This window comes from Arachnia rubra, from assembly GCF_019973735.1.
Lineage (GTDB): Bacteria > Actinomycetota > Actinomycetes > Propionibacteriales > Propionibacteriaceae > Arachnia > Arachnia rubra.
The window spans coordinates 2371012-2393287 of the sequence record NZ_AP024463.1 but is presented as its reverse complement, the minus strand read 5'-3'; the positions used below and the strand labels follow the sequence as shown (position 1 = coordinate 2393287).

The 22276-nt window shown below is 66.0% G+C and carries 19 protein-coding genes; 12 read left to right on the top strand and 7 right to left on the bottom strand.

The window, feature by feature from the left end; all coding sequences use genetic code 11:
* Window positions 1-33 precede the first annotated feature (33 nt).
* Window positions 34-858, top strand: a complete 825-nt coding sequence (locus SK1NUM_RS10900) for an ABC transporter ATP-binding protein (protein WP_212321916.1) — start codon at window positions 34-36, stop codon at window positions 856-858.
* Between the two features lie 8 nt (window positions 859-866).
* Here SK1NUM_RS10900 and SK1NUM_RS10895 read toward each other — a convergent pair whose 3' ends face one another.
* The 6 genes from SK1NUM_RS10895 to SK1NUM_RS10870 form a co-directional block, all read right to left on the bottom strand.
* On the bottom strand, window positions 867-1580 hold the full coding sequence (locus tag SK1NUM_RS10895) for an ATP-binding cassette domain-containing protein (RefSeq protein WP_212321914.1): 714 nt from the start codon (window positions 1578-1580) through the stop codon (window positions 867-869).
* Complete coding sequence (locus SK1NUM_RS10890) at window positions 1577-2341, bottom strand: ABC transporter permease (protein ID WP_041696228.1); 765 nt, start codon at window positions 2339-2341, stop codon at window positions 1577-1579. The genes SK1NUM_RS10895 and SK1NUM_RS10890 overlap by 4 nt, the downstream gene beginning before the upstream one ends.
* The gene (modA, locus tag SK1NUM_RS10885) at window positions 2338-3153 is read right to left on the bottom strand and encodes a molybdate ABC transporter substrate-binding protein (RefSeq protein WP_212321912.1); all 816 of its coding nucleotides are present in this window, start codon (window positions 3151-3153) and stop codon (window positions 2338-2340) included. Before modA ends, SK1NUM_RS10890 begins: the two co-directional genes overlap by 4 nt.
* On the bottom strand, window positions 3150-3557 hold the full coding sequence (locus SK1NUM_RS10880; protein ID WP_396020912.1) for a TOBE domain-containing protein: 408 nt from the start codon (window positions 3555-3557) through the stop codon (window positions 3150-3152). Before SK1NUM_RS10880 ends, modA begins: the two co-directional genes overlap by 4 nt.
* 71 nt (window positions 3558-3628) lie before the next feature.
* Window positions 3629-4612, bottom strand: a complete 984-nt coding sequence (moaA, locus tag SK1NUM_RS10875; RefSeq protein ID WP_212321910.1) for a GTP 3',8-cyclase MoaA — start codon at window positions 4610-4612, stop codon at window positions 3629-3631.
* Window positions 4609-5052 (bottom strand): molybdenum cofactor biosynthesis protein MoaE, encoded by a 444-nt coding sequence (locus tag SK1NUM_RS10870; RefSeq protein ID WP_212321907.1) that lies wholly within the window; start codon window positions 5050-5052, stop codon window positions 4609-4611. The genes moaA and SK1NUM_RS10870 overlap by 4 nt, the downstream gene beginning before the upstream one ends.
* Before the next feature lie 117 nt (window positions 5053-5169).
* On the opposite strand from SK1NUM_RS10870, the gene SK1NUM_RS10865 reads away from it, so the two are divergent.
* Genes SK1NUM_RS10865 through SK1NUM_RS10855 form a run of 3 tightly spaced genes read left to right on the top strand, consistent with a single transcriptional unit; the run spans window position 5170 to window position 9211 of the window.
* A complete protein-coding gene (locus SK1NUM_RS10865; protein ID WP_212321905.1) occupies window positions 5170-5457 on the top strand; it encodes a DUF2249 domain-containing protein in 288 nt (95 codons plus the stop codon).
* A 5-nt stretch (window positions 5458-5462) separates the two neighbouring features.
* The gene (locus SK1NUM_RS10860; protein WP_223927522.1) at window positions 5463-6533 is read left to right on the top strand and encodes a hypothetical protein; all 1071 of its coding nucleotides are present in this window, start codon (window positions 5463-5465) and stop codon (window positions 6531-6533) included.
* On the top strand, window positions 6530-9211 hold the full coding sequence (locus SK1NUM_RS10855) for a multicopper oxidase domain-containing protein (RefSeq protein ID WP_212321903.1): 2682 nt from the start codon (window positions 6530-6532) through the stop codon (window positions 9209-9211). Before SK1NUM_RS10860 ends, SK1NUM_RS10855 begins: the two co-directional genes overlap by 4 nt.
* Window positions 9212-9239: 28 nt before the next feature.
* Here SK1NUM_RS10855 and SK1NUM_RS10850 read toward each other — a convergent pair whose 3' ends face one another.
* A complete protein-coding gene (locus tag SK1NUM_RS10850; protein ID WP_212321901.1) occupies window positions 9240-10598 on the bottom strand; it encodes an SH3 domain-containing protein in 1359 nt (452 codons plus the stop codon).
* 613 nt (window positions 10599-11211) lie between these two features.
* On the opposite strand from SK1NUM_RS10850, the gene SK1NUM_RS10845 reads away from it, so the two are divergent.
* From SK1NUM_RS10845 to SK1NUM_RS10810, 8 genes are all read left to right on the top strand, one after another.
* The gene (locus SK1NUM_RS10845; protein WP_212321899.1) at window positions 11212-12660 is read left to right on the top strand and encodes a patatin-like phospholipase family protein; all 1449 of its coding nucleotides are present in this window, start codon (window positions 11212-11214) and stop codon (window positions 12658-12660) included.
* A gap of 66 nt (window positions 12661-12726) precedes the next feature.
* Complete coding sequence (locus SK1NUM_RS10840) at window positions 12727-14613, top strand: alpha-amylase family protein (protein WP_212321891.1); 1887 nt, start codon at window positions 12727-12729, stop codon at window positions 14611-14613.
* A 445-nt stretch (window positions 14614-15058) separates the two neighbouring features.
* On the top strand, window positions 15059-16216 hold the full coding sequence (locus tag SK1NUM_RS10835; protein ID WP_212321889.1) for an ABC transporter substrate-binding protein: 1158 nt from the start codon (window positions 15059-15061) through the stop codon (window positions 16214-16216).
* Window positions 16213-18030 (top strand): ABC transporter permease, encoded by a 1818-nt coding sequence (locus tag SK1NUM_RS10830; RefSeq protein WP_212321887.1) that lies wholly within the window; start codon window positions 16213-16215, stop codon window positions 18028-18030. The genes SK1NUM_RS10835 and SK1NUM_RS10830 overlap by 4 nt, the downstream gene beginning before the upstream one ends.
* On the top strand, window positions 18030-18902 hold the full coding sequence (locus SK1NUM_RS10825; protein ID WP_212321885.1) for an ABC transporter ATP-binding protein: 873 nt from the start codon (window positions 18030-18032) through the stop codon (window positions 18900-18902). The genes SK1NUM_RS10830 and SK1NUM_RS10825 overlap by 1 nt, the downstream gene beginning before the upstream one ends.
* Window positions 18895-19647: an ABC transporter ATP-binding protein gene (locus SK1NUM_RS10820; RefSeq protein ID WP_212321883.1), complete on the top strand. Its 753-nt coding sequence runs from the start codon at window positions 18895-18897 to the stop codon at window positions 19645-19647. The genes SK1NUM_RS10825 and SK1NUM_RS10820 overlap by 8 nt, the downstream gene beginning before the upstream one ends.
* Complete coding sequence (locus tag SK1NUM_RS10815; RefSeq protein WP_212321881.1) at window positions 19631-20572, top strand: uroporphyrinogen decarboxylase family protein; 942 nt, start codon at window positions 19631-19633, stop codon at window positions 20570-20572. Before SK1NUM_RS10820 ends, SK1NUM_RS10815 begins: the two co-directional genes overlap by 17 nt.
* A gap of 19 nt (window positions 20573-20591) precedes the next feature.
* The gene (locus SK1NUM_RS10810; RefSeq protein WP_212321879.1) at window positions 20592-22268 is read left to right on the top strand and encodes a urocanate hydratase; all 1677 of its coding nucleotides are present in this window, start codon (window positions 20592-20594) and stop codon (window positions 22266-22268) included.
* Window positions 22269-22276: the final 8 nt, after the last annotated feature.

The window sequence follows — 22276 nt, the reverse complement described above, 5'->3', positions numbered from 1 at the left end:
CCACGCTGTCAGCGAGAAATAGGTGTAAAGATCATGCTCAACCTTGACTCCATCAGCGTGAGCTATGGGAAACATGTGGTTCTCTCCGGCCTCAGCCTCTCCGTCCGGGAGGGGGCAGTGGTTGGCCTGCTGGGGCCGAACGGCTGCGGCAAGTCCACGCTGGTCCGGTCCATCGCCGGTGCCCAGCAGTGCCTGGGTGCGGTGAGCTACGGGGGGCGTAGTGGCCGGGCGTTGCAGGACGTCACCGGATACATGCCTCAGGAGATTCCCGGCCACATCGCCCTGACCGCCATGGAGTCAGTGCTGGTGTCGGCGCAGCGGGGCGGCTCGGGCTGGCGGGTTCCAAAGAAGGACGTGGAACGCGCCTACGCTGCGCTTGACGCGCTGGGCATCGCCGCACTGACGAACACCTACCTGGGGGAGTGCTCAGGTGGTCAGCGGCAGCTCATCTCCCTGGCGCAGACCCTCGTGCACGGACCCGAACTGGTGCTGCTCGATGAGCCGACCAGCGCACTGGACCTGAAACACCAGGTGCGGGTGCTGCGCAGCGTGCGCAACCACGTCCACGGCTCTGAGGCGACGGTCGCTGAGAAGCAGAAAGAGAAGAACGAGAACCAAGGCTCTGATGCGGAGGCTGACGACTCTGCGCAGTCCTCACGCCTGGCTCTGGTGGTCCTGCACGACATCAACCTGGCGACACGTTTCTGTGATGAGGTGCTGCTGATGACCGCGGGAGACGTGGTGGCCCAGGGAACGCCCCTTGAGGTTTGCACCTCGGAGAACCTGAGCCGGGTCTATGACACCGAGGTTGCGGTGAACAGCGATGAGGACGGGGTCCTGACTGTCGTTGCCCGCTGAGTGGGTAATCACTGCCCGTTGCTGAACAGCAGTTTTCCGAAGTTGCTGGCCGGGGCGGACATGATTTCGGCAGCCGGCCCGGACTCGGTGATCCGGCCGTTCTCCAGGACCGCGATGTCGTCGGCGAGGGCCTTCACGTCCTGTGGGTCATGGGTGACGACGATGCTGGGGCAGCCGGCCTCGGCGAGTGCCTCTTTCACCGCGACCCGCAGGCGTGGCGTGTATTCGACGTCGACGGCGGCGAAGGGCTCATCGATCAGCATCGCCCGGGGGCGTGTCGCCAGGGCCCGGGCCAGCGCCACCCGGGCTGCCTGACCGCCGGAGAGCTGACCCGGTTTCCGGGAGGAGAGGCTGGCTGCGTCCAGGCGTTCCAGCATCTCCAAAGCCCGGGCTTCGGCCTCAGCCCCGCGGACCCGCTGGGCCCGAGGCCCGTAGGCGACATTGCCCAGCACATCGAGATGCGGGAACAGCAGCGGCTGTTGCCCGAGGAGTCCGATGCGGCGCCGGTGAGCCGGTACGAAATGCCGGGAGTCCACGAGGACCTGACCGTCGATGCTGAGGTCGCCCCGGTCGGGTTTCAGCAGCCCGCACAGCAGGTCCAGCAGCGTTGATTTCCCGGCTCCGTTCGGGCCGACCACGGCCAGTACCCGCCCCGCCGGCACGTCCAGACTGGTTTCGTGGTTGCGGGTATTGAGGGTTCCCTCCCAGTGCAGTCCCTTCACGACCTGGTCCTTCCCTTCCCGTACGCGATCACCATGACGATTCCCGCGAAGATCACCAGCAGCAGCGACAAGGCGATGGCGGCATCCGGGTCGGCCTCCCGCTGGAGGTAGATCTCCAGCGGCAGGGTCCGGGTCCTGCCCTGCAGGGAACCCGCGAAGGTCAGGGTGGCGCCGAACTCGCCCAGCGCCCGGGCGAAACTGAGCACGGCCCCCGACAGCAGCCCCGGGAACACCAGCGGCAGGGTCACCGTGAACAGGGTCCGGGTGGGGGAGGCCCCCAGGGTGGCGGCCACCCTCTCGTAGCGGTCCCCGGCGGTGCGCAGCGCCCCCTCGAGACCCATCACCAGGAAGGGCAGCGACACGAAGGTCTGCGCCAGGATGACGGCCACGGTGCTGAAGGCGATCCTGATGCCCGCGGCCTCCAGGTGCTGCCCGATCAGACCCATCCGCCCGAACGTGAACAGCAGCGCCAGCCCCCCGACCACCGGGGGCAGCACCAGGGGCAACAGGACCAGGGGCCGCAGCCAGCGCAGCCCGTGGCGCGCCAGGATCAGCGCCATCGGCGTGCCGAGCACGATGCAGAAGACGGTGCTGACGCTCGCAGTGAGGATGCTGAGCTGCAACGCCGCCAGCGACGACTGCGACGTCAGCAGCTCCCACAGGCCGGGCCACGGAACTTTGCTCAGCAGCCCGGCTAGGGGAAGTGCCACCAGCAGCATTCCGAGGGCTGCCGGCAGCACTACCCAGCGAGGGGTCGTCACTTGGGAGCGCCGAAACCAGCGTCCTGCAGCATGGACTGGCCTTGCTCGGCAAGGACGAAGTCGACGAACGCCTGGGCGCCCTCACGCGCTGACTTGGTCACCGCGATCGGGTACTTGTTCACGATCTGATCGGCCTCGGGAGTCTCGATGGTCTTCACCTTGTCCTTGGCGCTGGTGGCATCGGTGACGTACACCAGGCCGGCGTCGGCCTCACCCGAGGTGACCTTCGTCACCACATCGGTGACCTTCTGCTCCTCCGAGACGGGTGTGAAGGTGAACCCGGTCTTCTCGGCGAGCTGTTTCGTCGCCGCGCCGCAGGGAACCTGCTCGGCGCAGACGACGAGCTTCACGCCATCCTTCGTAACGTCCTCCAGTTTCGCTATGCCCGCGGGATTGCTGGGAGGGGTGATCAGCGTCAAGGTGTTAGTGGCGAAGATCTTCGTGTTTGCGGCATCGACGTTCCCAGCGTCGGAGGCCACCTTCATCTGCTTCTCGTTGGCGGATGCAAAGACGTCGGCCTCAGCGCCGTTGTTGATCTGGGTGGCCAGTTCCGAGGAGCCAGCGAAGGAGAACTCGATTGTGTAGTTCGGGTGGGTCTTCTTGAACTCCTCGTAGATCTTCGGGAAGACGTCCTTCAAGGAGGCGGCGGCGAAGATCGTCAGGGTGGCGCTGGTCTGGTCGGTGCTGCCCGCAGCAGCTGATGAGGTTGCCGGCTGCGAGGCGTTCTGGCTATTGGCTGGACCGGTCTGGGAGCCGCAGGCGGTCAGTGCCAGCAGGCCAGCCAGGGCCAGGGCGATTTTTCTTTTTGTCATGAGAGTCCCTTCGGTGTTTCAACGATCACGGTGGTGGCCTTCACCACGGCTGTTGCGAGTGTTCCCGGGACCAGCCCGAGCCGCTCCGCGGATTCTGTGCTCATCAGCGAGGTGACGACGAAGGGTCCGCAGCGCAGCTGCACCTCGGCCATCACCTTGTCCTTCTTGACCGCCATCACTAGTCCGGTGAACCGGTTGCGCGCCGAGGTCGGGGTGCCCTCGGCCTCGGCCGCAGCCTGGCGTTCCTGCTGGAAGGCGACCAGGTCACGCCCGTCGATGGTGAGGTGTCCTCCGCGGCGGGAGGCACGCAGCGTGCCTTTGTCGATGTTGCGGCGAAGAGTATCGTCGCTGACCCCGATGAGCTGGGCGGCTTCCCGGATGCTGAAAGTGGTCACTGGGCTCACGTGCGGATCCCCAATCTTGTGGAATCTGAGTGCAGAGTCCGCTCATGATATCCGCAAATACGGATTAATTGCTATCCACCGATCGCATTCATTGGACGTTGGGGTTGGAGGAAACCGGGATCGTTGATGCCATGTCCCGGCAGTTTGCGGAAAAGACACCGGTGAAAGATCTCAGCCAGTTCCTCGTCATCCACGCCGTCCCGCATCGGGGTGCGCAGATCGGACTCCTCGGACGCGAACAGGCAGTTGCGCAGCTGGCCGTCCGCGGTCAGCCGCAGCCGGTCGCAGGCGCCGCAGAATGGGGCGGTCACCGATGCGATGATTCCGACGGTGGCGGGGCCGCCGTCCACCAGGAAACGCTCTGCAGGCGCAGCTCCGCGGCCCGGCATCGGGGTGAGGGTGAAGTGTTCACGGAGCCGGGTCATGGTCTCAGCCGCTGTCACCATGGAGTCGCGCCGCCAGGTGTGGCCGGCGTCGAGGGGCATCTGCTCGATGAAACGCAGCTCGTAGCCGTGCTCTATCGCGAAGGCGAGGAGGTCCGGGGCCTCGTCGTCGTTGATGTCTCGCAGCTGCAGTGCGTTCAGCTTCACGGGGTGCAGCCCTGCCGCATCCGCCGCCGCAATTCCCGCCAGCACGTCTGCTAACCGGTTCCTGCGGGTGAGCTGGTGGAAGCGGTCCGGTTTCAGGGTGTCCAGGGAAATGTTCACCCGTGCTAGTCCTGCCTGCTTCAGTGCCTCAGCCAGCCTTGAGAGCCCGATGCCGTTGGTGGTGATGGAGATCTCGGGACGTGGCTCCACCGACGCGATGGCCGCCACCACGGCCACGCAGTCGGGGCGCAGCAACGGCTCGCCGCCCGTGAGCCGCACCTCTTCGATGCCCTCCCCGACGGCGACCCTCACGATCCGCATCAGTTCCTCGGGGGTCAGCAGGGTCTTGCGGGGAAGCCACGGGACTCCTTCGGCGGGCATGCAGTAGGTGCAGCGCAGATTGCAATGGTCGGTCAACGAGATCCGCAGGTCGCGATGAATCCGGCCGAAACGGTCGGTCAGGGTCACTGGGGCAGCCCCAGGCCTGACCAGGAGGCCCGTCCGGACGCCTCGTGCTGGTGTTTCCAGATCGGGACCTCGGCCTTGACGCGGTCAACCAGCGCCTGGCAGAGGTCGAAGGCCTCCCTGCGGTGGGCCGAAGCGGCCACCGCGACGATCGCCACCTCGCCAACTCCAAGCGACCCGACCCGGTGCTCGACGGCGAGGACGGCCTCGCCCGCCGGATCCAGCTCAGCGGCCACGGCATTGGCCACGTCCGCCAGGAATTTCCCGGCCTCGGGGTGGCAGCTGTAGTCGAGACGCACCACGGTGCCCTCGGCTTCCTCATCGTGGTCGCGGATCAAGCCTGCGAAGCTGACGCGCGCTCCTGCGTGCGCGCTGGAGACGGCTCTCTCCAGGCGTGCCTGGTCAATGGGGTCGGTGGTGACTGCGGTGTGGATCACCGGCATCGGACGCCCCCTGTTCGCACGTGAAATTCGTCAACAAATCACAAGCCTACTTGCACTCTGTAATATCACGGTAGCGTCGGCTTTCGTGCGGCCTAATATGTCATTAAACTCCGCCGCATGAATGAACTGCCCATCACTGAGAAGCCTTCCAGCTGCGGCTGTGGTTGCGGCCACGAGTCGCTTCCCGAACTTGATGCCCGCGTCATCCCCCACGCCATCCGGCACGCCTCCATTCTCGGAGTCGTTGAGCATCTGAACGTGGGCGGCGCCTTCATTCTCGTCGCCCCCCACAACCCGCTGCCCCTGCTGGCCCAGATCGCCGACCTGTACGGGGACGCCATTGCGGTTTCCTACGTCGAGGAAGGACCCGAGGCCTGGAAGTTGAAGCTCGAACGCCGCAGCTGACCTCCTTGAACGACAAGGCCGCATCAGCCCCCGTCTCGCGCCGTGTCTTCCTGGTGATGCTGGCAGGCATCAGCCTTGTGACAGGCCTGAACGCAGGGCTGGTGCGGCTTGGCGTCTGGGCGCCTGTGGTCAACGGGCGTCTTGCAGACCTACACGGGCCACTCATGGTGCTGGGGTTCATGGGCTCCCTGATATCCCTGGAACGCGCCCAGGCCCTGCGCAACCGCCTGGCCTATGCGGCGCCGATCCTGCTCGGTGCCGGGGCCGTGGTCCTGATATCAGGACTGTTCCCGGTGCTGGGCAGGCTGCTGCTCTTCGACGGCACCCTGGCGTTCGTCGCCGTCATGGTGGCGCTCTACCGGCGTGCCCCGCTGCCCCTGGTGGCTGCTCAGGTGGTGGGCGCCGTCCTCGCCTGTCTTGCCGCGGCGCTGCTCGTGGTAGTGGAAATAGCCGCGCTGGTGCCGCTGCTGGCCGGGTTCATCGTCGTCACCATAGCGGCAGAACGCGCGGAGCTGGCCCAGCTGACGATGGGGCCCCGTGCCGTCCCAACCCTGGTGGCAGCCAGCGCCTGGCTTTCCCTAGCAGCGGTGTCCGCGTTGCTGTGGCCTGGGACCGGCGACCGGCTCTTCGGTGCTGGGGCACTGTTCGTGGCGCTCTGGCTGCTGCGTGATGATGTCGGACGCCGGCTGATCCGCAGCGAGGGCCTGCGGCGCTACAACGCGGCGGCGCTGCTGCTCGGCAATACCTGGCTGGCCGTTGCGGGGCTCACCTGGGTCGTCGTGGGGCGGCCCGTTGCGACCGGCCATTACGACGTGGTGGTGCACGGCACCTTCCTCGGCTTCGCCATGTCCATGATCATGGCCCATGCCCCCATCATCTTTCCCACCGTCCTAGCCCGTCCCCTGCCCTACCGCCCAGCGATGTGGGTGCCGCTCACGGTGCTCCACCTGGGCATGCTGGTGCGTGTCATCGGTGCCCTGACCGGAACCATCCTCTACCAGATCGGAGGAGCCATGACCGTGGTCTCGATCCTGTTGTTCGCTGCGACTGCCATCTATTCGGCGGTGCGGGCATGAGCATCCCCACCCGTCCCAAGGGCGCCGGAGGCGCGGCCCGGCCGGGAGCAGGACGGCCCGGCGGCGGACGTCGCAACCGAGCCCGCGACTACACCGTCATCATCTGGCTGCTGAGTGCCGTGATCATCGCGGCTGCTCACCGCGTGGTGCCCGAGTCGACGTGGCTGATGGTGCACCTGGTGCTGCTGGGGGCGCTGACCCATTCCGTCTTCGTCTGGAGCCAGTACTTCACGGCAGCGCTGCTGAAAACCCGTCCCGACGAGGCCCAGGAACGTGCGCAGCGCAGACGCCTGAGTCTGCTCTCCCTCGGCTCCCTGGCCGTGTTCATCGGTGTGCCGGCCACCTGGTGGTGGCTGGTGGTCGCAGGAGCCACCCTGGTGACGGCTGCGGTGATCTGGCATGGGATATCGCTGTGGCGGTCCCTCCGTAGGGCGCTGCCAGGCAGGTTCCGGATAGCGGTCTGGTACTACGTCGCCGCGGCCTGTCACCTGCCGGTCGGGGCGGCCTTCGGGGCGACGCTGGCGTTCGGACTGGACAGCACCTGGCACTGGCGGTTCCTCGTCGCCCACACCATGACGAACCTGCTGGGCTGGATCGGGCTCACCGTGGTGGGGACGCTCGTGACATTCTGGCCCACCATCCTGCGCACCCGCATGGACGATCGCGCCGAGGGATTCGCCAAGCAGGCCCTGCCGTGGCTGATCGGCTCGACCGCGGTCGTGGCCGCCGGCGCGCTGGCTGGCCTGCAATACATCGCCGTGGCCGGCCTGCTCGGATATCTGGTGGCGCTTGGCTGGTGGGGGAGAGTGCTCATCGCACCACTGCGGCGCCGCCCCCCGCGCGAATTCTCTCCCGCCTCCGTCCTGGCCGCGGTGATCTGGTGGGTGGTGGCTCTGGTCGTCACCGGCTGGATCGTGCTGGTCACCCCGGTCTCGGGGTGGTCCGAGGCGACGGGGACGCTGGCTGCGCTCTGGGCAGGTGGTTTCGCAGCTCAGCTGCTCACGGGAGCTCTCAGCTACCTACTTCCTTCAGTGCTCGGGGGCGGTCCCCGCGTGGTGCGGGCCGGTGCGGCCTGGTTCGACCGGTTCACCACCTTCCGGCTCGTCGCCATCAACGGCGCCCTGGTGCTTTTCCTCACCCCCACCCCTGGGTGGGTAAAGCTGACCTCCGGCCTGCTCGGGGTGGCGTCGGTCGCGTCCTTCCTGCCGCTGATGATCCTCGGGATACGTGCGAGCATCGCGGAGCGTAAGGCGATCGCTCAGGCCGGGCCCCGCACCGGGCCGCCGGAGAAGCTTCCCGAACGCGAGTCAGCCCTCACGGCCAATGGCCTGCTCGCGGGGGTGCTGGCCCTGACCCTGGCGGTCACGGTGGGGGTTGGTATCGATCCCTCCGCGGTCGGCCTGGGCGGCGGATCCTCGTCCTCGTCGGGGGTGAATGCGACGGGCAGGACCCAGAGAATCCAGGTCTCGGCCAGGGAGGGACAGCGGTTCGAGCCTGCCTCGGCTGATGTGAACCGGGGTGACCGGGTCATCATCGAGCTGAGGAACGACGACGCCACGATGATTCACGACCTCAAGCTCGGCGATGCCACCACACCGAGGCTCGCCTCGGGTGAGACCGCGGAATTGGATCTCGGCGTGGTTGGGGAGTCGCTGGAGGGCTGGTGCACCGTCGTCGGACACCGGCAGGCCGGCATGATATTCACCCTCCGTGTCTCCGGGCAGGATGCCACCGCATCTCAAAGCAGCGGCACCGGTGGGCATGACCATGCGCCCGCTCAGGCCAACTCGGCTCCGCTGAACACCATCGTGGACCCCGTGGCCCCGGCCGCCACCGGCGAGACCGTTCACCGGGTGGAGATGCGCGTCACGGAAACCCCCCTGGAGGTGGCACCTGGGGTGTGGCAGAAACGCTGGACCTTCAACGGTGGACCGGTCGGCCCCACCCTGCGAGGCAAAGTGGGGGACGTGTTCGAGGTGACCCTGATCAACGACGGCACCATCGGCCACTCCATCGATTTCCACGCGAGCAACCTCGCCCCCGATGGGCCGATGCGCACCATCGCGCCCGGCGAGAGCCTCGTCTACCGTTTCACCGCGCGCCGCGCTGGCATGTGGCTGTACCACTGCGGCACTGCACCCACCTCCGCCCACATCGCCGCCGGCATGCATGGGGCAGTCATCATTGAGCCTCAAGAGGGGCTCCCGCAGGTGGATCGCGAATATGTCGCGGTGGCCTCCGAGATCTATCTGGCTGATGGTACGGGCAGCAGCCCGGAGACGGCGGCAGAGGTGGACGCGGCCAAGGCCCAGACGGAGGAGGCCAGCTACTCCACCTTCAATGGCATCGCCTTCCAGTACGCGCAGCGGCCGTTCACCGCGAGGGTAGGGGAGAAGGTACGGTTCTGGGTGCTGGCGGCGGGCCCGAACCTTGCCACCAGCTTCCACATCGTCGGTGCGCAGTTCGACACCGTCTATTTCGAGGGTGGCTATCAGCTGAAGGATGGGAGGGACGCTTTCGGCGGCAGCGGCGGCGGGGCGCAGGCTCTCGGGCTTGAGGCTGCCCAGGCCGGTTTCGTGGAGCTCACCTTCCCTGAGGCCGGGCATTACACCGTCGTCGACCATGCTTTCATGGACGCCGAGAAGGGCGCCCTCGGCACCGTCGAGGTGACCGAGTGACACCCTTCGCCGGGAGGAACCGGAAGAATCAGTTGTCGTAGACCGTGATGTGGATGTGGTCCTTGTGGTTCGCGGTGTCGCCGCCACGGTTTGCCATGGGCCGCCACCCTTCCCCGTCCCGGGTGATGTTCCAGATCTTCTGGTCCCAGATGATGTAGTGGACGCGGAACTGCGAGTGGTTGGCCTTGAAGTAGGCGGCGAGCCGGTTGCCCAGCTCCTTGTTGGACTTGTAGTTGGGGATCATGATGTCCACGGCCCGGCCCGACGGGTGGTCCGGGATGGGGTCCGGCCGGACGCCGTACATGGTCTTGATCTCCGGCACGTTGCCCCAGATGTAGCGGACGATGCGCTTGACGTTGGCGTTGGCCTGGTCCAGGCCCTTCGACCAGCCCCGGTTGAGGCTGCCGCCATCGCCGCTGCCTCCGTCGTCGCTCCCAGGAGCGGTGGAGCTGAGGTAACGGGCGGTGACCCAGCGGATCGCGCCGTTGTGGACGATCTGGGCGCGCCCCGACTGGACGGTGCCCGTCACAGCGACCTCACTGCCCTTTGGAATCTCTCCCGTGTGGGCTGACCCGGTCGCTGAATTCCAGATGTTCAGATTGGCCGTCGCATACTGCACCGTCGTGGAGGGCAGGTTCCCAGGAGTGGGGGAGCTGGAGGACCCGGCGCTCCTCAGGTACTGGTTGTTGAACCAGCGGACGTTGCCCTGCCAGATGCACTGGGCCATGCCGCTGGTCACCACATCGGTGCAGTCGAGGATCGTGCCGCGTGGCACGTCCCCCAGGGAACGGTAGTCACGTTCCGGTGAGGTGCGGATCATCAGGGCGGTGGTGGCCCTCAGTTTCTTCGTGGTGCTGGGCAGGTCCTGGCTGGCGGCGCCTGCGGACTGCGACAGATAACGCGTGGCAGCCCACAGCGTCTGGCCGTTCCAGGTCACCTGCGAGAATTCGCCCCGGACCGTGCCCGTCAGCGTCACCTTCGTGCCCTTCGACGCGACCGTCTTCACGGAGGACCGTAGGCTGGGGCCAGTGCGCAGATTCAGCGCAGTCGTGGTGTAGGCGACCCCTGATGCGCCCGAAGAGGAACCGCCCCCCTCACCGCCTGACAATGAGGCAAGGTAGGCGGATGCCACATAGCCGGTGCGGCCCTTGTAGCTGACCTGCGTCCAACCGTTTTTGGAGCTCAGGGCCTGTATCTGCTCGCCTGCCTGGAGCAGGCCGATCCGGGAGTAATTGGTTCCCGCGCCTGAACGCACATTCACAGCCGTGGTGGCTCGCATGGCGGTGCCAGCCGCGTCGGCACTGGTCACCAGCGCGAGTGAGCCGACCGACTGCACCAGCCCGGCCACCACCAGGGCGGCCAGCCCTCCCCGCACGGTTCTCATCATCCGGTTCACGATTCCTCCGAGTTCCTCAAGATCAGGGCCGACACGACCCTTCCCCGGGAGCTTGTCCCGATCGTGTCGGCCGATCGGACATTAAGGATCATCGGGGGCGCCCACAAGCTTGAAGTGAGCGTTTCCTGAGAGGCGTGGTGAGCGTGACTGCTCCGGATCCTGAAAGATCACATCGATGTAATTTCCCCGGGAAGCGACTCGATAAATCTGCTTTGACTAGGCATTACGAATCTGGTGGATATTTCAATCGCCCTGCTGGATGTTTCCTGAGAAGAGTCTGAGAATTACCTGAATTCGAGGGCTGTAATTCACCTCAACTGTCACTTCAGGTTCAGGTCCACCGAGGTTTGCCCACCGCTGCTCCATGCCAGGCCAAGCACCTGGTGTGGCGCCATCTGGACTCCTCCGGCCCGCGGGTGAGGTGACACGGGTGTCGTGTGGTGGGAGCTTGTCAGTGGGAGGCGGTTCCGGGGCAGATGGTTCGCGAGGCAACCGAGTGAAACGCTACCGGGTCGTACCGTGAGCGAGGTGAACGACGCGAGACGCCGCATCCGGGGCCGAAAAACACCGGCGAACTCACGCCACACGACACTAGACTTCCTCCATGGCCCTGAGAGGATGGTTCGGACTCCCGCTTTTCGATTCTCAGTCCGAACCGAGAGCGACGGCCTGCGTGCTCTCAGGGGGAGGGTCGCGAGCTAGCTTCCAGATCGGGGCGCTCGACTATCTCTACAAGCATGACCCCGACTTCACGCCCTCAGTCTTCGTGGGGACCTCAGCTGGGGCGATCCTGGCGGCGGGGCTGGCTCAGTACTCCGCCCGGCAGGAGCAGGCCGGGTTCCTCGAGCGCATCGACGAGCTCTGGTGCTCCATGAGAAGCGCCGATGACATGTTCACCCCCAGGCCATGGCTGTCCCGGCTGCTGGCCGAGGCGCCGGCCTGGCTGGAATTGGTGGGGCAGCCCGCCAAACCCGCAGAGGTGTCGCCCCGGCCCTGGTCCTCACTCCGGCGCCGGCGGCCCGAACCCTTGGAGGCAGGAGAACGTGAGGATCCCGTCGAGGAGGCCTTGACTCCCGACGAGGAGCTGAAATCCGACTTCTCGCTGGGCCTGATGGCGCAGCTGGCGGGCAGCCTCGGACGGCTCCCGAAGCTGGGGAGCGACCTGATGGCCGCGCGTGCTGGGCTGGAGCAGTCGAGGTCGTTGTACCGGCCGGGCCCGGTGCTGGCGAAACTGCTTCACCCCGACGTCTTCGACCCAGACCGCGTTATTGCCTCGGGGATGCAGTTGAGGATGGCGATGGTGGCCCTAGAGACCGGGGAACTGCACTTCATGCGCCAGGACGGAGCCTTGGTGAACAGGGAGGACCGGGTGATCGATGCGGGCCCTCACAACCTGACCCGCGGCGTGCTGGCCTCATGCGCCATTCCCGGGGTGTTCCGGCCGGTACCGGTCGGGGTGGAGACCTACGTGGACGGGGGCGCTCGGGAGAATCTGCCCGCCGAGATGGCGATCGGGCCCCTGCGGGCTGGACGGACCTACGTGGTCTCCTCGCAGACCGACGGGGTGCCCAGGCGGCAGTCGATGGCCCGGGCCGACATCTTCCAGGTGGTGATGCGCTCCACTGAGATCCTGATGGATGAGTCTGGGAGGGATGAGACCGCCTACGCGCTCTCAGCAGGCGCCGTCGTGATCGCTCCGGACGTGGAGGTCCATGAGGCCATGACCGTGCACCCCGGCCTGATCCGTATCCATCGTGATCATGGCTGGTCTCGTGCTGCTGCGGTGGTCCAGGGCGCCACGCCAGAGGAACAGCGGCGGCTGAGCCAGGTCACCCGGCTGCGGATGCGCTGCCTGCGGCGCGAGGAGAACTGGCTGGCGGATCTCGCCAGCCGTCGCGCACTGCTGGAGCTGCAGAGCGCGAAACTCGAACTGCGTGACGCCATTGCCCGCTGCCAGCGGCGGCTCCTGCCCGATGAGGCCGAGCAGTGCTGGGCCCGGTTCGAGGAGCATCCGGAGCCGCCTGGTGTGGGCCCGCGCTGGGTGGAGGGATAGGCGAACCTCGGGATGAATTATCTCCGTGACGTAACAACTGCCGGGGTATCCGACTATGCTTGCGCCATGGGTGACATTGATGACGTCCTGGAGCTGCGCTGGGATCGCTACGGAGATGAGCTGACGACTGCGCTGCGTAATGTCTACGGCGACAAGACCGACGCGCTGGTGGAGCGAGTGCGCGGCATCGTGAGGAAGACGCTTGGTGAGCGTCCTGCCGACCTACGCAGGCTCGACGAAGCACGTCTCCTGCGTCCCGACTGGCTGCAGCAGCCCGCCATGACGGGGTATGTCTGCTACACCGACCGTTTCGCAGGTACGCTGAACGGCATCCTGGACCACGTCGACTACCTGCAAGACCTGGGAGTCACCTATCTTCACCTGATGCCACTACTCCAGCCCCGGGAGGGCGAGAGCGACGGTGGCTACGCCGTCGCAGACTACAGATCCATCCGCAGTGACCTCGGCACCATGGACGACCTCGCCGGGGTGGCGTCGGCGCTCCGGGAACGTGGCATCTCACTGGTGGTCGACCTGGTGCTGAATCACGTCGCCAAGGAGCACGAGTGGGCCAGGCGCGCCAAGGCGGGTGAGCAGAGGTACCGCGACTACTTCATGATCTACCCGGACCGCACCGTCCCAGACCAGTACGAACAGACCCTCCCGGAGGTGTTCCCGGACTTCGCTCCCGGGAACTTCACCTGGGATGAGGAACTGAAGGGCTGGGTGTGGACCACCTTCAACGAGTACCAGTGGGACGTGAACTGGGCCAATCCCGACGTGTTCTGCGAGTACCTGGAGATCATCTGCAACCTGGCGAACCACGGCGTCGAGGTGCTGCGGTTGGATGCCATCGCCTTCATCTGGAAGCAGATGGGCACGGACTGCCAGAACGAGCCGCCCGTGCACGAGATCGCCGAGGCGTTGCGGTCCGCGGTGCGGATTGCGGCTCCGGCCGTGGTATTCAAGGCCGAGGCGATCGTCGGCCCGCGGGACCTGATCGCCTACTTCGGCCAGGGCCGCCATTACGGCAAGCTCTCCGACCTGGCTTATCACAACTCGCTGATGGCGCAGCTATGGTCGGCGCTCGCCAGCCGCGACGTGACGCTGCTGCGTTACGCCCTGGACCGTTTCCCGGCGAAACCCCCGACCGCCACGTGGGGCACCTACGTGCGCTGCCACGACGACATCGGCTGGGCCGTTGACGATCGTGACGCCGCGGCCGTCGGCATCAATGGTGCTGAGCACCGGCGGTTCCTGTCCGACTTCTACTCAGGCGAATTCCCGCGGTCGTTCGCCCGTGGGCTGGTGTTCCAGGCCAATCCGGCCACGGGGGACCGCCGCATTTCTGGCAGCCTGGCGTCGCTCGCGGGCCTGGAGCTGGCCCTTGAGCAGAAGGACCAGCAGGCCATCGATCTGGCGGTGGCCCGGATCAACATGCTGCACGCCGTGATCTGCGGGTTTGGTGGCATTCCCCTGATTTACATGGGCGACGAGCTGGCGATGCTGAATGACTACCACTTTGATCAGGACCCTGCGCACGCTCAGGACAATCGCTGGGTGCACCGTCCCGTCATGGACTGGGATGCCGTCGCTGCGCTGGGCGAGGATCCCGGCTCCGCCCCAGCCCGCGTCAATGCCTGGCTGCGGCATGTCCTCGGGGTGAGGCGCGGTGTTCCGCAGCTGCACGCCGGTTACGAGTCATACATCATGGATGTGGGCGACCGCAGGGTGCTGGCGATCCGCAGAGATCACCCGATCGGCCCCATGATCCAGCTCTACAACCTCTCCGAGGACCAGGTCAGCGTCCCCATGGGGCTGTTGCGCACCCCGTTCGGGAGCCAGGCCAGGGAATTGCTGGACGATGCCCAATGGGATCTCAACCCGCCCGTGCTGGTCCTTGAGCCCTACCAGGTGCGTTGGTTCGTTGCGGCAGAGGAGCCGGAAGAATAGGAGATCCCACTGGAGAGGCCATCGCGTCCCTCCGGTGCGTCGTGGCGTGGCAGGGCGGGCCGTCGATACAAGGTATACCCGCTTATATCCGTCTTGCCTGCCGGGTCATGCCATGTGGTTTACCTGTCTTGGATTGAATTGACACGAGGTCTCCAACCCCATAGGTTGGAGATGTCCATCGATTAATGGGAGCAGCCATGCGAATTGCAGCGAATCTGACCATCCGGGTCACGCCTCGCCCTGCTTGCATGTGTTGTTGTCCCTGCTGATCATTCTCAGCACGGTGTTGAGCCTGAGGTCTCTGTGTAGAGGCCTGCACATCGCAATTTTTCACCTCCTGGGGTAACTGATCCCCATTCCGGAGGCATCGCAAATTAGCGTTTGTCTCCCGTTTCACCGTGCTTTCCCGGTGCTCAATCATCCCGGCCAAGAAATGAGTTTCCCCATGCCTAAAAAACTATCTCGCCGTGCCATTGTGGGGGCTATTCCCGCTTTTGTGGCGTTGAGTTCCTGCAGCGCCCTCTCGCGGGCAGGCTCCTCTGGTAGTGGTTCCGCCGACCAGGGCGGACCCATCGTCTTTGGCGTCTCGGGGCCGGTGACCGGCTCCAGCGCTGAGTACGGCCAGTACTGGAAGGAGGGTTTCGACCTGGCCCTGGAGGAGTTGAACGCCGCTGGGGGAGTCGGCGGCCGCCAGATAGAGCTGAAATGGGAGGATTCGCAGTCCGATCCGAAACAGTCAGTGCCGATCGCGCAGAAGTTCGTGGCTGACAACACCATCCTCGCCGAGCTGGGGGATTTCTCCTCCGGCGCATCCATGGCGGCTTCCGCCACCTACCAGCAGGCGCGGCTGGTGCAGTTCGGCTTTACCAACTCCAATCCCGATTTCACCAAGGGCGGTGACCACATGTGGTCCACCTCCCTCACGCAGGAGTTCTACCAGACCCGCTCCGCGCAGTGGATAGCGGGGAAATATCGGAAGATCTCGCTGGTCTATCTCGAGACGGACTGGGGCAAGACCTCCTTCGACATCTTCAAGGCGTCGGCTGCTGGAGCTGGATTGGAGATCGCCTACGAGTCGCCCATCCAGCCCGACTCGGAGGACTACCGTCCCGTTCTGATCAAAGCCCGGGACGCTGAACCGCAGGCGATCGTCCATCTCGGCTACGGCCCCGACGGCGCTCGCATCGTACGCCAGCTTCGGGAGATCGGGTTCACTGGCCAGTTCTTCGGCGGACAGAACACGCCGCAGTTCCTGGAGGCGGCCGGCTCAGCGGCCGAGGGCACGATCATCATCGAGAACTTCCTGATCGGCAATGACTCGCCGGAGGTCGTGGACTTCAACAAGAGGTTCAAGGCGAAGTTCGGGCACGATCCCAGCACCTTCTCTGCCTACTCGTACGACGCTGTCAACATTCTCGCCGAGGCTGTCCGCAGGGGCGGCGCCACCCGGGAGGGAATCTTTAAGGCCCTCTCAGACGGCGGCACGTGGCAGGCCGTTCAGTTCGGTGACTTCGAGTTCTCCCCGGACCGCAGGCCCGGTGACGTCAAACTCTTGCCGGTGACGGTCAAGGACGGCGCCTACGCGCCGGTGACCACGTCATGATCGACACGATCATCTCGGGGCTCGTCCACGGCAACGTCTACGCCCTGGTGGCCGTCGGCATCTCCCTGATCTTCGGTGTCACAGGCGTGGTCAACTTCGCCCAGGGCTCCATCGTCGGATTCGGCGCGATGCTCGGCTGGTGGTTCATCAGCGTGCTCGGGTGGCCGTGGTGGCTGGCTCTGCTGGCGGTGGCGGCAGCCAGCGCACTGATCGGCTGGGTGATCAATCTCACCACTGTGCGTCCGCTGATCAAGGCACCCCCGATCGCTGCCCTGCTGGCCACCTTCGCGGCCTCGATGGTGCTCGACAACCTGAGCCAGATCCTGTTCCGAGCCGACACCCGCGAATACCCGGCCCCGCTGCCCACCGACAACCTGCCCGTTGGCGGCGTCAGGCTCGGTACCTCCGACGCGGTCGCCTTCGGTTTCACCCTCGCCGCGATGGCTGCCCTGTGGGCCTGGTTGCGATTCGGCCGTGATGGGCTGGCTGTCCGCGCCACCGCAGCCGACCCGGATGCCGCCCGCCAGATGGGCGTTCCCGTCACACGGGTGCAGAATCTGTCATTCCTGCTGGCCTCCTGCCTCGGCGGGGTCGGGGGAATCTTCTTCGGCATGTATGCCGGGGTCATCTCGCCCTACTCGGCCTCCTTCACGGGAACCGTGGGCTTCATCGCGGCCGCGGTGGGTGGCCTGGGGTCCATCGCCGGCGCTGTCGCCGGGGGATTCGTGATCGGCCTGCTGGAGTCGCTGGGCATCTACCAGTTCGGTGGCGGATTCCGGGACCTGTTCATCTTCGGGGCCTTCCTGCTGGTGCTCCTGCTGCGTCCCCATGGGCTGTTCGGTTCCCGGCATGCTGTTGTCTCCGAGCCCATGACCGGGACCTTCCTGGGAGCTGGCCGGCCCATCCGGCTGGCCTGGTGGCACTGGGCGGTGTTGGCGCTGGCCGCTGGCCTGGCAGTGCCGCTGCTGGGAGGCCCAGTGCTCAGCTCCGTCGGCACCCAGGTGGCGATCTACGCGATTATCGCGGTGCCGATGACGCTGCTGGCAGGGTCGACCGGTCAGATCTCCCTCGGGCAGGCGGCGCCCGTCGCCATCGGTGCCTACGCTTCGGCGCTGCTGGTGATGCGGCTGGGGCTGTCGTTCCTGCTGGCTCTTCTGCTCGCCGGAGTCATCGCGGCCGTGCTGGCGACGGCGGTGACCCTCCCGATCTGGAAACTCGATGGCCATTACGTGTCCATGGCGACGCTGGCCCTCGGCTACATCGTGCTCTCGGTCATCCGCAGCTGGGATGCTGTCACCAAGGGTGCCTACGGGCTTTCCGGCATACCCTCGCCGGAGGTGTTCGGTCTTCCGCTGCTCGTCGCCGAGGATCACTACCAATTCGATCTGGTTGTGCTGGGGATCACGTTGTTCGTGGTCTTCAGGTTACGGGCATCGCATCTCGGGACGGTCCTGGCCTCCGTCGGGTCCGACGAGGTGGCTGCACGATCCCTGGGGCTCCACACCCGCGGCTACAAGGCGCTCACCTACGCGATAGCCGCCTTCTTCGCAGGGCTGGCCGGAGCGCTACTTGCTCACCAGTACAACTACCTCGATCCCACGGTGTTCACCGTCCAGATGTCGGTGCTGGTGCTGACGATCGTCGTGCTGGGCGGCATGAACTCGCCGTTCGGGGCCGTGCTCGGCGCCCTCGCCCTGGTGGGTTTGCCCGAGGCGCTGCGACTCGCTCCCGATGTGCGCATCCTCCTCTACGGGATCGTCGTGATAGCGATCATTCGTTTCCTGCCCCAGGGCCTGTGGACGAGGAGGGCCTGATGACCACACCAGTGTTGAAGGCAACCGGCCTGCACCGCCACTTCGAGGGCGTGCACGCCGTCGCGGGCGTCGACCTGGAGATCGCACCCGGACAGACCGTGGCGATCATCGGGCCGAACGGGTCCGGCAAGACCACCACCCTCAACCTCGTGACAGGGGTGCTGAGACCAAGTGCCGGGAAGATCTCGATCCAGGGGCGGGTAGTGGCAGCCCGGCGCCCCGAACAGGTGGCGACGGCCGGGGTGCTGCGGACCTTCCAGAACGGCCGGGTGTTCGGGAACCTGACCGTCGCGGAGAACGTCTCCGTCGGCCTGCACCGGGAGCTGAGCGCACACCGTCCCCTGAAGGGCCTGGCGGGAAACCCGGTTCTCGGATGGCTGCCGTTGCTGGGTGAGACGCTCGCAGCACTGCTGCCGCTGCCCGGGATCCGGAGGGAGCGGGAGAGGATCGCGGAACGGGTGGCCGCCGAGATCGGCAGATTCCCTGAACGTCTTGGGGCCCGGACCGGCGACCTGGCGTACACACTCAGCTACGCGAACCGGCGGCGCACCGAGATCGCCCGTTCCCTGGCCGGGAGGCCCACCCTCCTGGTCCTCGACGAGCCGACCGCCGGCATGAACCAGTCCGAGACCTCTGAGATGCTGGAGCAGCTTCTCCAGCTGAAGGCTGCCGGGCAGTCAATCCTGCTGGTGGAGCACAAACTCGACCTCGTCATGACGTTGTCCGATCACGTGCTGGTGATGGACGACGGCCACGTCATCGCCTCCGGCCCACCGGAGCAGGTCCGCAACGACCCGGCAGTCATCGAGGCCTACCTGGGCAAGTCCGAGGACGCCCGCCAGCGCGCCAGGGAGGGAGAAGGGCATGAGTGAACTGCTGGAACTCGATGCGGTGGAGGTCAGCTACGGGCAGGCCAAGGCCCTGGACGGGGTGAGTCTGAAGGTTCCCGGGGGGAAGATCGTGTCTCTGCTCGGCGGCAATGCCTCGGGGAAGTCCACCACGATGAAGACCATCTTGGGACTCGTGCGGCCGGGAACGGGCCGTGTGCTGCTGGACGGGCAGGACATCACCAGGTGGCCGACCTCGCGGAGAGTGGCCTCGGGGATCGCGTCGGTTCCGGAGGCGCGCCGCATCTTCGGGCCGATGACCGTGGAGGAGAACCTCCTGATGGGGGCCTATACCCGGAGGTCCCGGGCTGACATCCGTGAGGACCTGGAGGCCCAGTACGACCGCTTCCCCCGCCTGGGTGAGCGGCGACGCCAGGCCGCCGGGACCATGTCTGGCGGGGAGCAACAGATGCTCGCGTTCGCGCGCGCCCTGATGAGCCGTCCCCGCCTGATCTGCATGGACGAGCCCACCATGGGGCTCTCACCCCGCCTCGTCGACGAGGTCCTGGAGACCATCGCGACGCTGAACACCGACCTGGGGCTGGCCGTCCTCATGGTCGAGCAGCAGGCGGAACTCGCTCTCAGCATCGCCCACCACGGCTATGTGCTCGCGACCGGGAACCTCGTCCTTGAGGGAGCGGCCGGTGAGCTTCTCGACAACCCGCGTGTCCAGGAGGCCTACCTGGGACGCACCGCACGAAATGGAGACGACGATGACCAGCAAGCGTGACCGATTCCTGGCCGCTGCCCGCGGCGAGAGTCCCGACCGTCCCCCGGTCGGCGCCTGGGTGCACTATGGCTCTGCCAGATGGAGTCCTGAGCAGGTCGCGGAGGCTCACCTGCGGTTCTACCGCGACTACGACTGGGATTTCATCAAAGTGATGCACGACTACCGCATCGACCTGCCCGGCGGACTAGACGAGATCACCGATCCCGCCCAGCTCGACACGGTTCTGGCCGACCCTAGCGCGGAGTTGGAAAGCCATGCCCGGCAGCGCGAGGCGTTGAGGCTGATTCGCGCTGAGGCTCCCGAGGCAGCCATCATCGAGACGCTGTTCTCGCCCACCCAGACCCTCGTTCGAGCCCTCGGCGGAAGCGTGATCGACTACTTCAAGGCCGATCCTGCCCTGGCCCACCGCACCATCGCCCGAGTCGCCGGTGTGCTGGCCCGCTACGTTACAGGACTCGCAGACTTGGGGGTCGATGCGCTGTTCGTGGCTGTGAACGGCGCCAGCAAGGACCCAACCAGCTTTGGCCTCACACCTGAACAGTTCCGCGACTGGGTTGCCCCCTACGACATCCAGGTGCTGGCTGCCGCCACGCCGCTGGTGCGGATCGCGCACCTGCACGGTGAGGACGCACAACCGGAGCTGATCGCCGACTACCCCGTCGAGGTGCTCAGCTGGTCGGATAGAGATTCCGAACCCGCCATCGCCGATGCCACATCCCGCTATGGCTGGGCCCCTATGGTGGGAATCGATGAGATAGACAGCCTCTACTGGACTCCCAGCGAAGCGGCCGCACATGTCCTGCGAGCTCGCCGCGCCGCAGGAGATCGCCTGATAGTGGCTCCAAACTGCACTCTGCACTCCGATATCAACCCCCACGCGCTGGAAGGTCTCAGGCGGGGTGTGGAAGCAGCACTCGAAGACTGACTGAAGGAGAAGCAGCTACATGAGCGTCACGGCCTGTAGAGGGACCCAATTGCGTTGCCGCAGCTGGCGGGCTGAGGCTCTGCTTCGCCTGCTGGAGAATGTGTTGGAGGTGGGGGAGCGGCCTGAGGAACTTGTTGTCTACGCCTCCATTGGCAAAGCAGTTAAGGATTGGGACGCTTACCGTCAGATCACCGATGCCCTGCGGCGTCTCGGTGAGGACCAGACACTGGTGCTGCAGACTGGCCGTCCCGTGGCTGTGCTGAACACCCATGCCGCCGCCCCGATGGTGGTCTCGGCAGTCAACAACACCGTCGGGAACTGGGCCACGGAGGAGAGGTTCTACTCCCGGCTCGCTGAGCACAAGACCATCTGGGGTGGGCTGACCGCGGCCGCCTGGCAGTACATCGGGCGGCAGGGTGTACTGGGTGGCACCTACGAGTTGCTGCGCGCTGCCCTCGGCCGGCACTTCCAGGAAACCACCGCACCCCACCGCTGGGTGCTCACCGCAGGCCTGGGAGGGATGGGTTCCTCCCAGCCGATCTCTGCGCGGATGTTGCAGCTCTCCACTCTCACGGTGGAAGCCGACCCCGCAAAACTGTCGAGGCTCCACGCTACAGGAGGGCTTGACCTGGTTCTTGACGACCTCAGCGAAGCGCTCGCGGCCGTGACCACGGCCACTGCCAAGCGGTGCCCCTCCGCCGTCGGCCTGCTGGGCAACGCAGCCGAGATCTTTCCCGCCATCGCGGCGAGCGACGCGCTGCCGGACATCGTGACCGACCAGACCGCAGCCCACGATGCCCGCTACGGCTACCTGCCCGCCGGATACACCCTTGAGACCTGGACCAGCGCCCGGGAACGGGATCCAGGACGGGTGGAACGAGATGCCCGTGCATCGATGGCCGCGCAGATACGGGCCATGCTGGAACTCGGAGACCGCGGGTCGGTGGTGTTCGAGAATGGCAACAACCTGAGGGTGCAGGCCTCCCAGGTTCTTGAGGAGGGCGAGAGGGGACGGGTCTTCGCGGAGATTCCCGGATTCATGGAGGCCTATCTGCGGCCGTTGTTCAGCCGGGGGATCGGGCCGTTCCGCTGGATGATCCTCTCAGGAGACGAGCACGACATGAAGGTGGTGGACGACCTGGCCTCGACAATGTTCCCTGAACGCCCCGAGATCGCCCGCTGGATCAACTTGGCACGCCGTCATATCCCGTTGCAGGGGCTGCCCGCTCGTTCCTGCTGGCTCGGGTACGGCGAACGTTCCGCCCTGGCCGTGGCTGTGAACGAGGCCGTCGCTGACGGGCGGATCACCGCTCCCGTCGCCTTCAGCCGCGACCATCTGGACTCGGCGGGAATGACCCATCCCAGGATTGGCACCGAGGGCATGCGCGACGACTCCGACGGGGTGACGGACTGGCCCCTCCTCGACGCCATGCTGCTGGCTGCGGGTGGGGCGGACCTGGTTGCGGTGCACTCCGGAGGCGGTGGCTACTCCGGCTGGATGCAGTCGGCGGGCGTCACCATCGTCGCCGACGGCACCCAGGCCGCGGCCATACGACTGCGCCGCGCCCTCGACCTCGACTCGGGGCTCGGGGTCATCCGCCACGCCACCGCCGGCTATGGGGAAGCCCTCGACGCGGTGGAGAAATCCCAGCAACCCGGCGCCCACGGTGAACCCCTCAACCTGATCCAGAACTGACCGAAGTA

Excerpts from the sequence above, each read along its gene's own strand:
- SK1NUM_RS10900 (WP_212321916.1), top strand. The coding sequence starts at position 34 with ATGCTCAACCTTGACTCCATCAGCGTGAGCTATGGGAAACATGTGGTT.
- modA (WP_212321912.1), bottom strand. The coding sequence starts at position 3,153 with ATGACAAAAAGAAAAATCGCCCTGGCCCTGGCTGGCCTGCTGGCACTG.
- SK1NUM_RS10870 (WP_212321907.1), bottom strand. The coding sequence starts at position 5,052 with ATGCCGGTGATCCACACCGCAGTCACCACCGACCCCATTGACCAGGCA.
- SK1NUM_RS10865 (WP_212321905.1), top strand. The coding sequence starts at position 5,170 with ATGAATGAACTGCCCATCACTGAGAAGCCTTCCAGCTGCGGCTGTGGT.
- SK1NUM_RS10855 (WP_212321903.1), top strand. The coding sequence starts at position 6,530 with ATGAGCATCCCCACCCGTCCCAAGGGCGCCGGAGGCGCGGCCCGGCCG.
- SK1NUM_RS10850 (WP_212321901.1), bottom strand. The coding sequence starts at position 10,598 with ATGATGAGAACCGTGCGGGGAGGGCTGGCCGCCCTGGTGGTGGCCGGG.
- SK1NUM_RS10845 (WP_212321899.1), top strand. The coding sequence starts at position 11,212 with ATGGCCCTGAGAGGATGGTTCGGACTCCCGCTTTTCGATTCTCAGTCC.
- SK1NUM_RS10840 (WP_212321891.1), top strand. The coding sequence starts at position 12,727 with ATGGGTGACATTGATGACGTCCTGGAGCTGCGCTGGGATCGCTACGGA.
- SK1NUM_RS10835 (WP_212321889.1), top strand. The coding sequence starts at position 15,059 with ATGCCTAAAAAACTATCTCGCCGTGCCATTGTGGGGGCTATTCCCGCT.
- SK1NUM_RS10830 (WP_212321887.1), top strand. The coding sequence starts at position 16,213 with ATGATCGACACGATCATCTCGGGGCTCGTCCACGGCAACGTCTACGCC.
- SK1NUM_RS10825 (WP_212321885.1), top strand. The coding sequence starts at position 18,030 with ATGACCACACCAGTGTTGAAGGCAACCGGCCTGCACCGCCACTTCGAG.
- SK1NUM_RS10820 (WP_212321883.1), top strand. The coding sequence starts at position 18,895 with ATGAGTGAACTGCTGGAACTCGATGCGGTGGAGGTCAGCTACGGGCAG.
- SK1NUM_RS10815 (WP_212321881.1), top strand. The coding sequence starts at position 19,631 with ATGACCAGCAAGCGTGACCGATTCCTGGCCGCTGCCCGCGGCGAGAGT.
- SK1NUM_RS10810 (WP_212321879.1), top strand. The coding sequence starts at position 20,592 with ATGAGCGTCACGGCCTGTAGAGGGACCCAATTGCGTTGCCGCAGCTGG.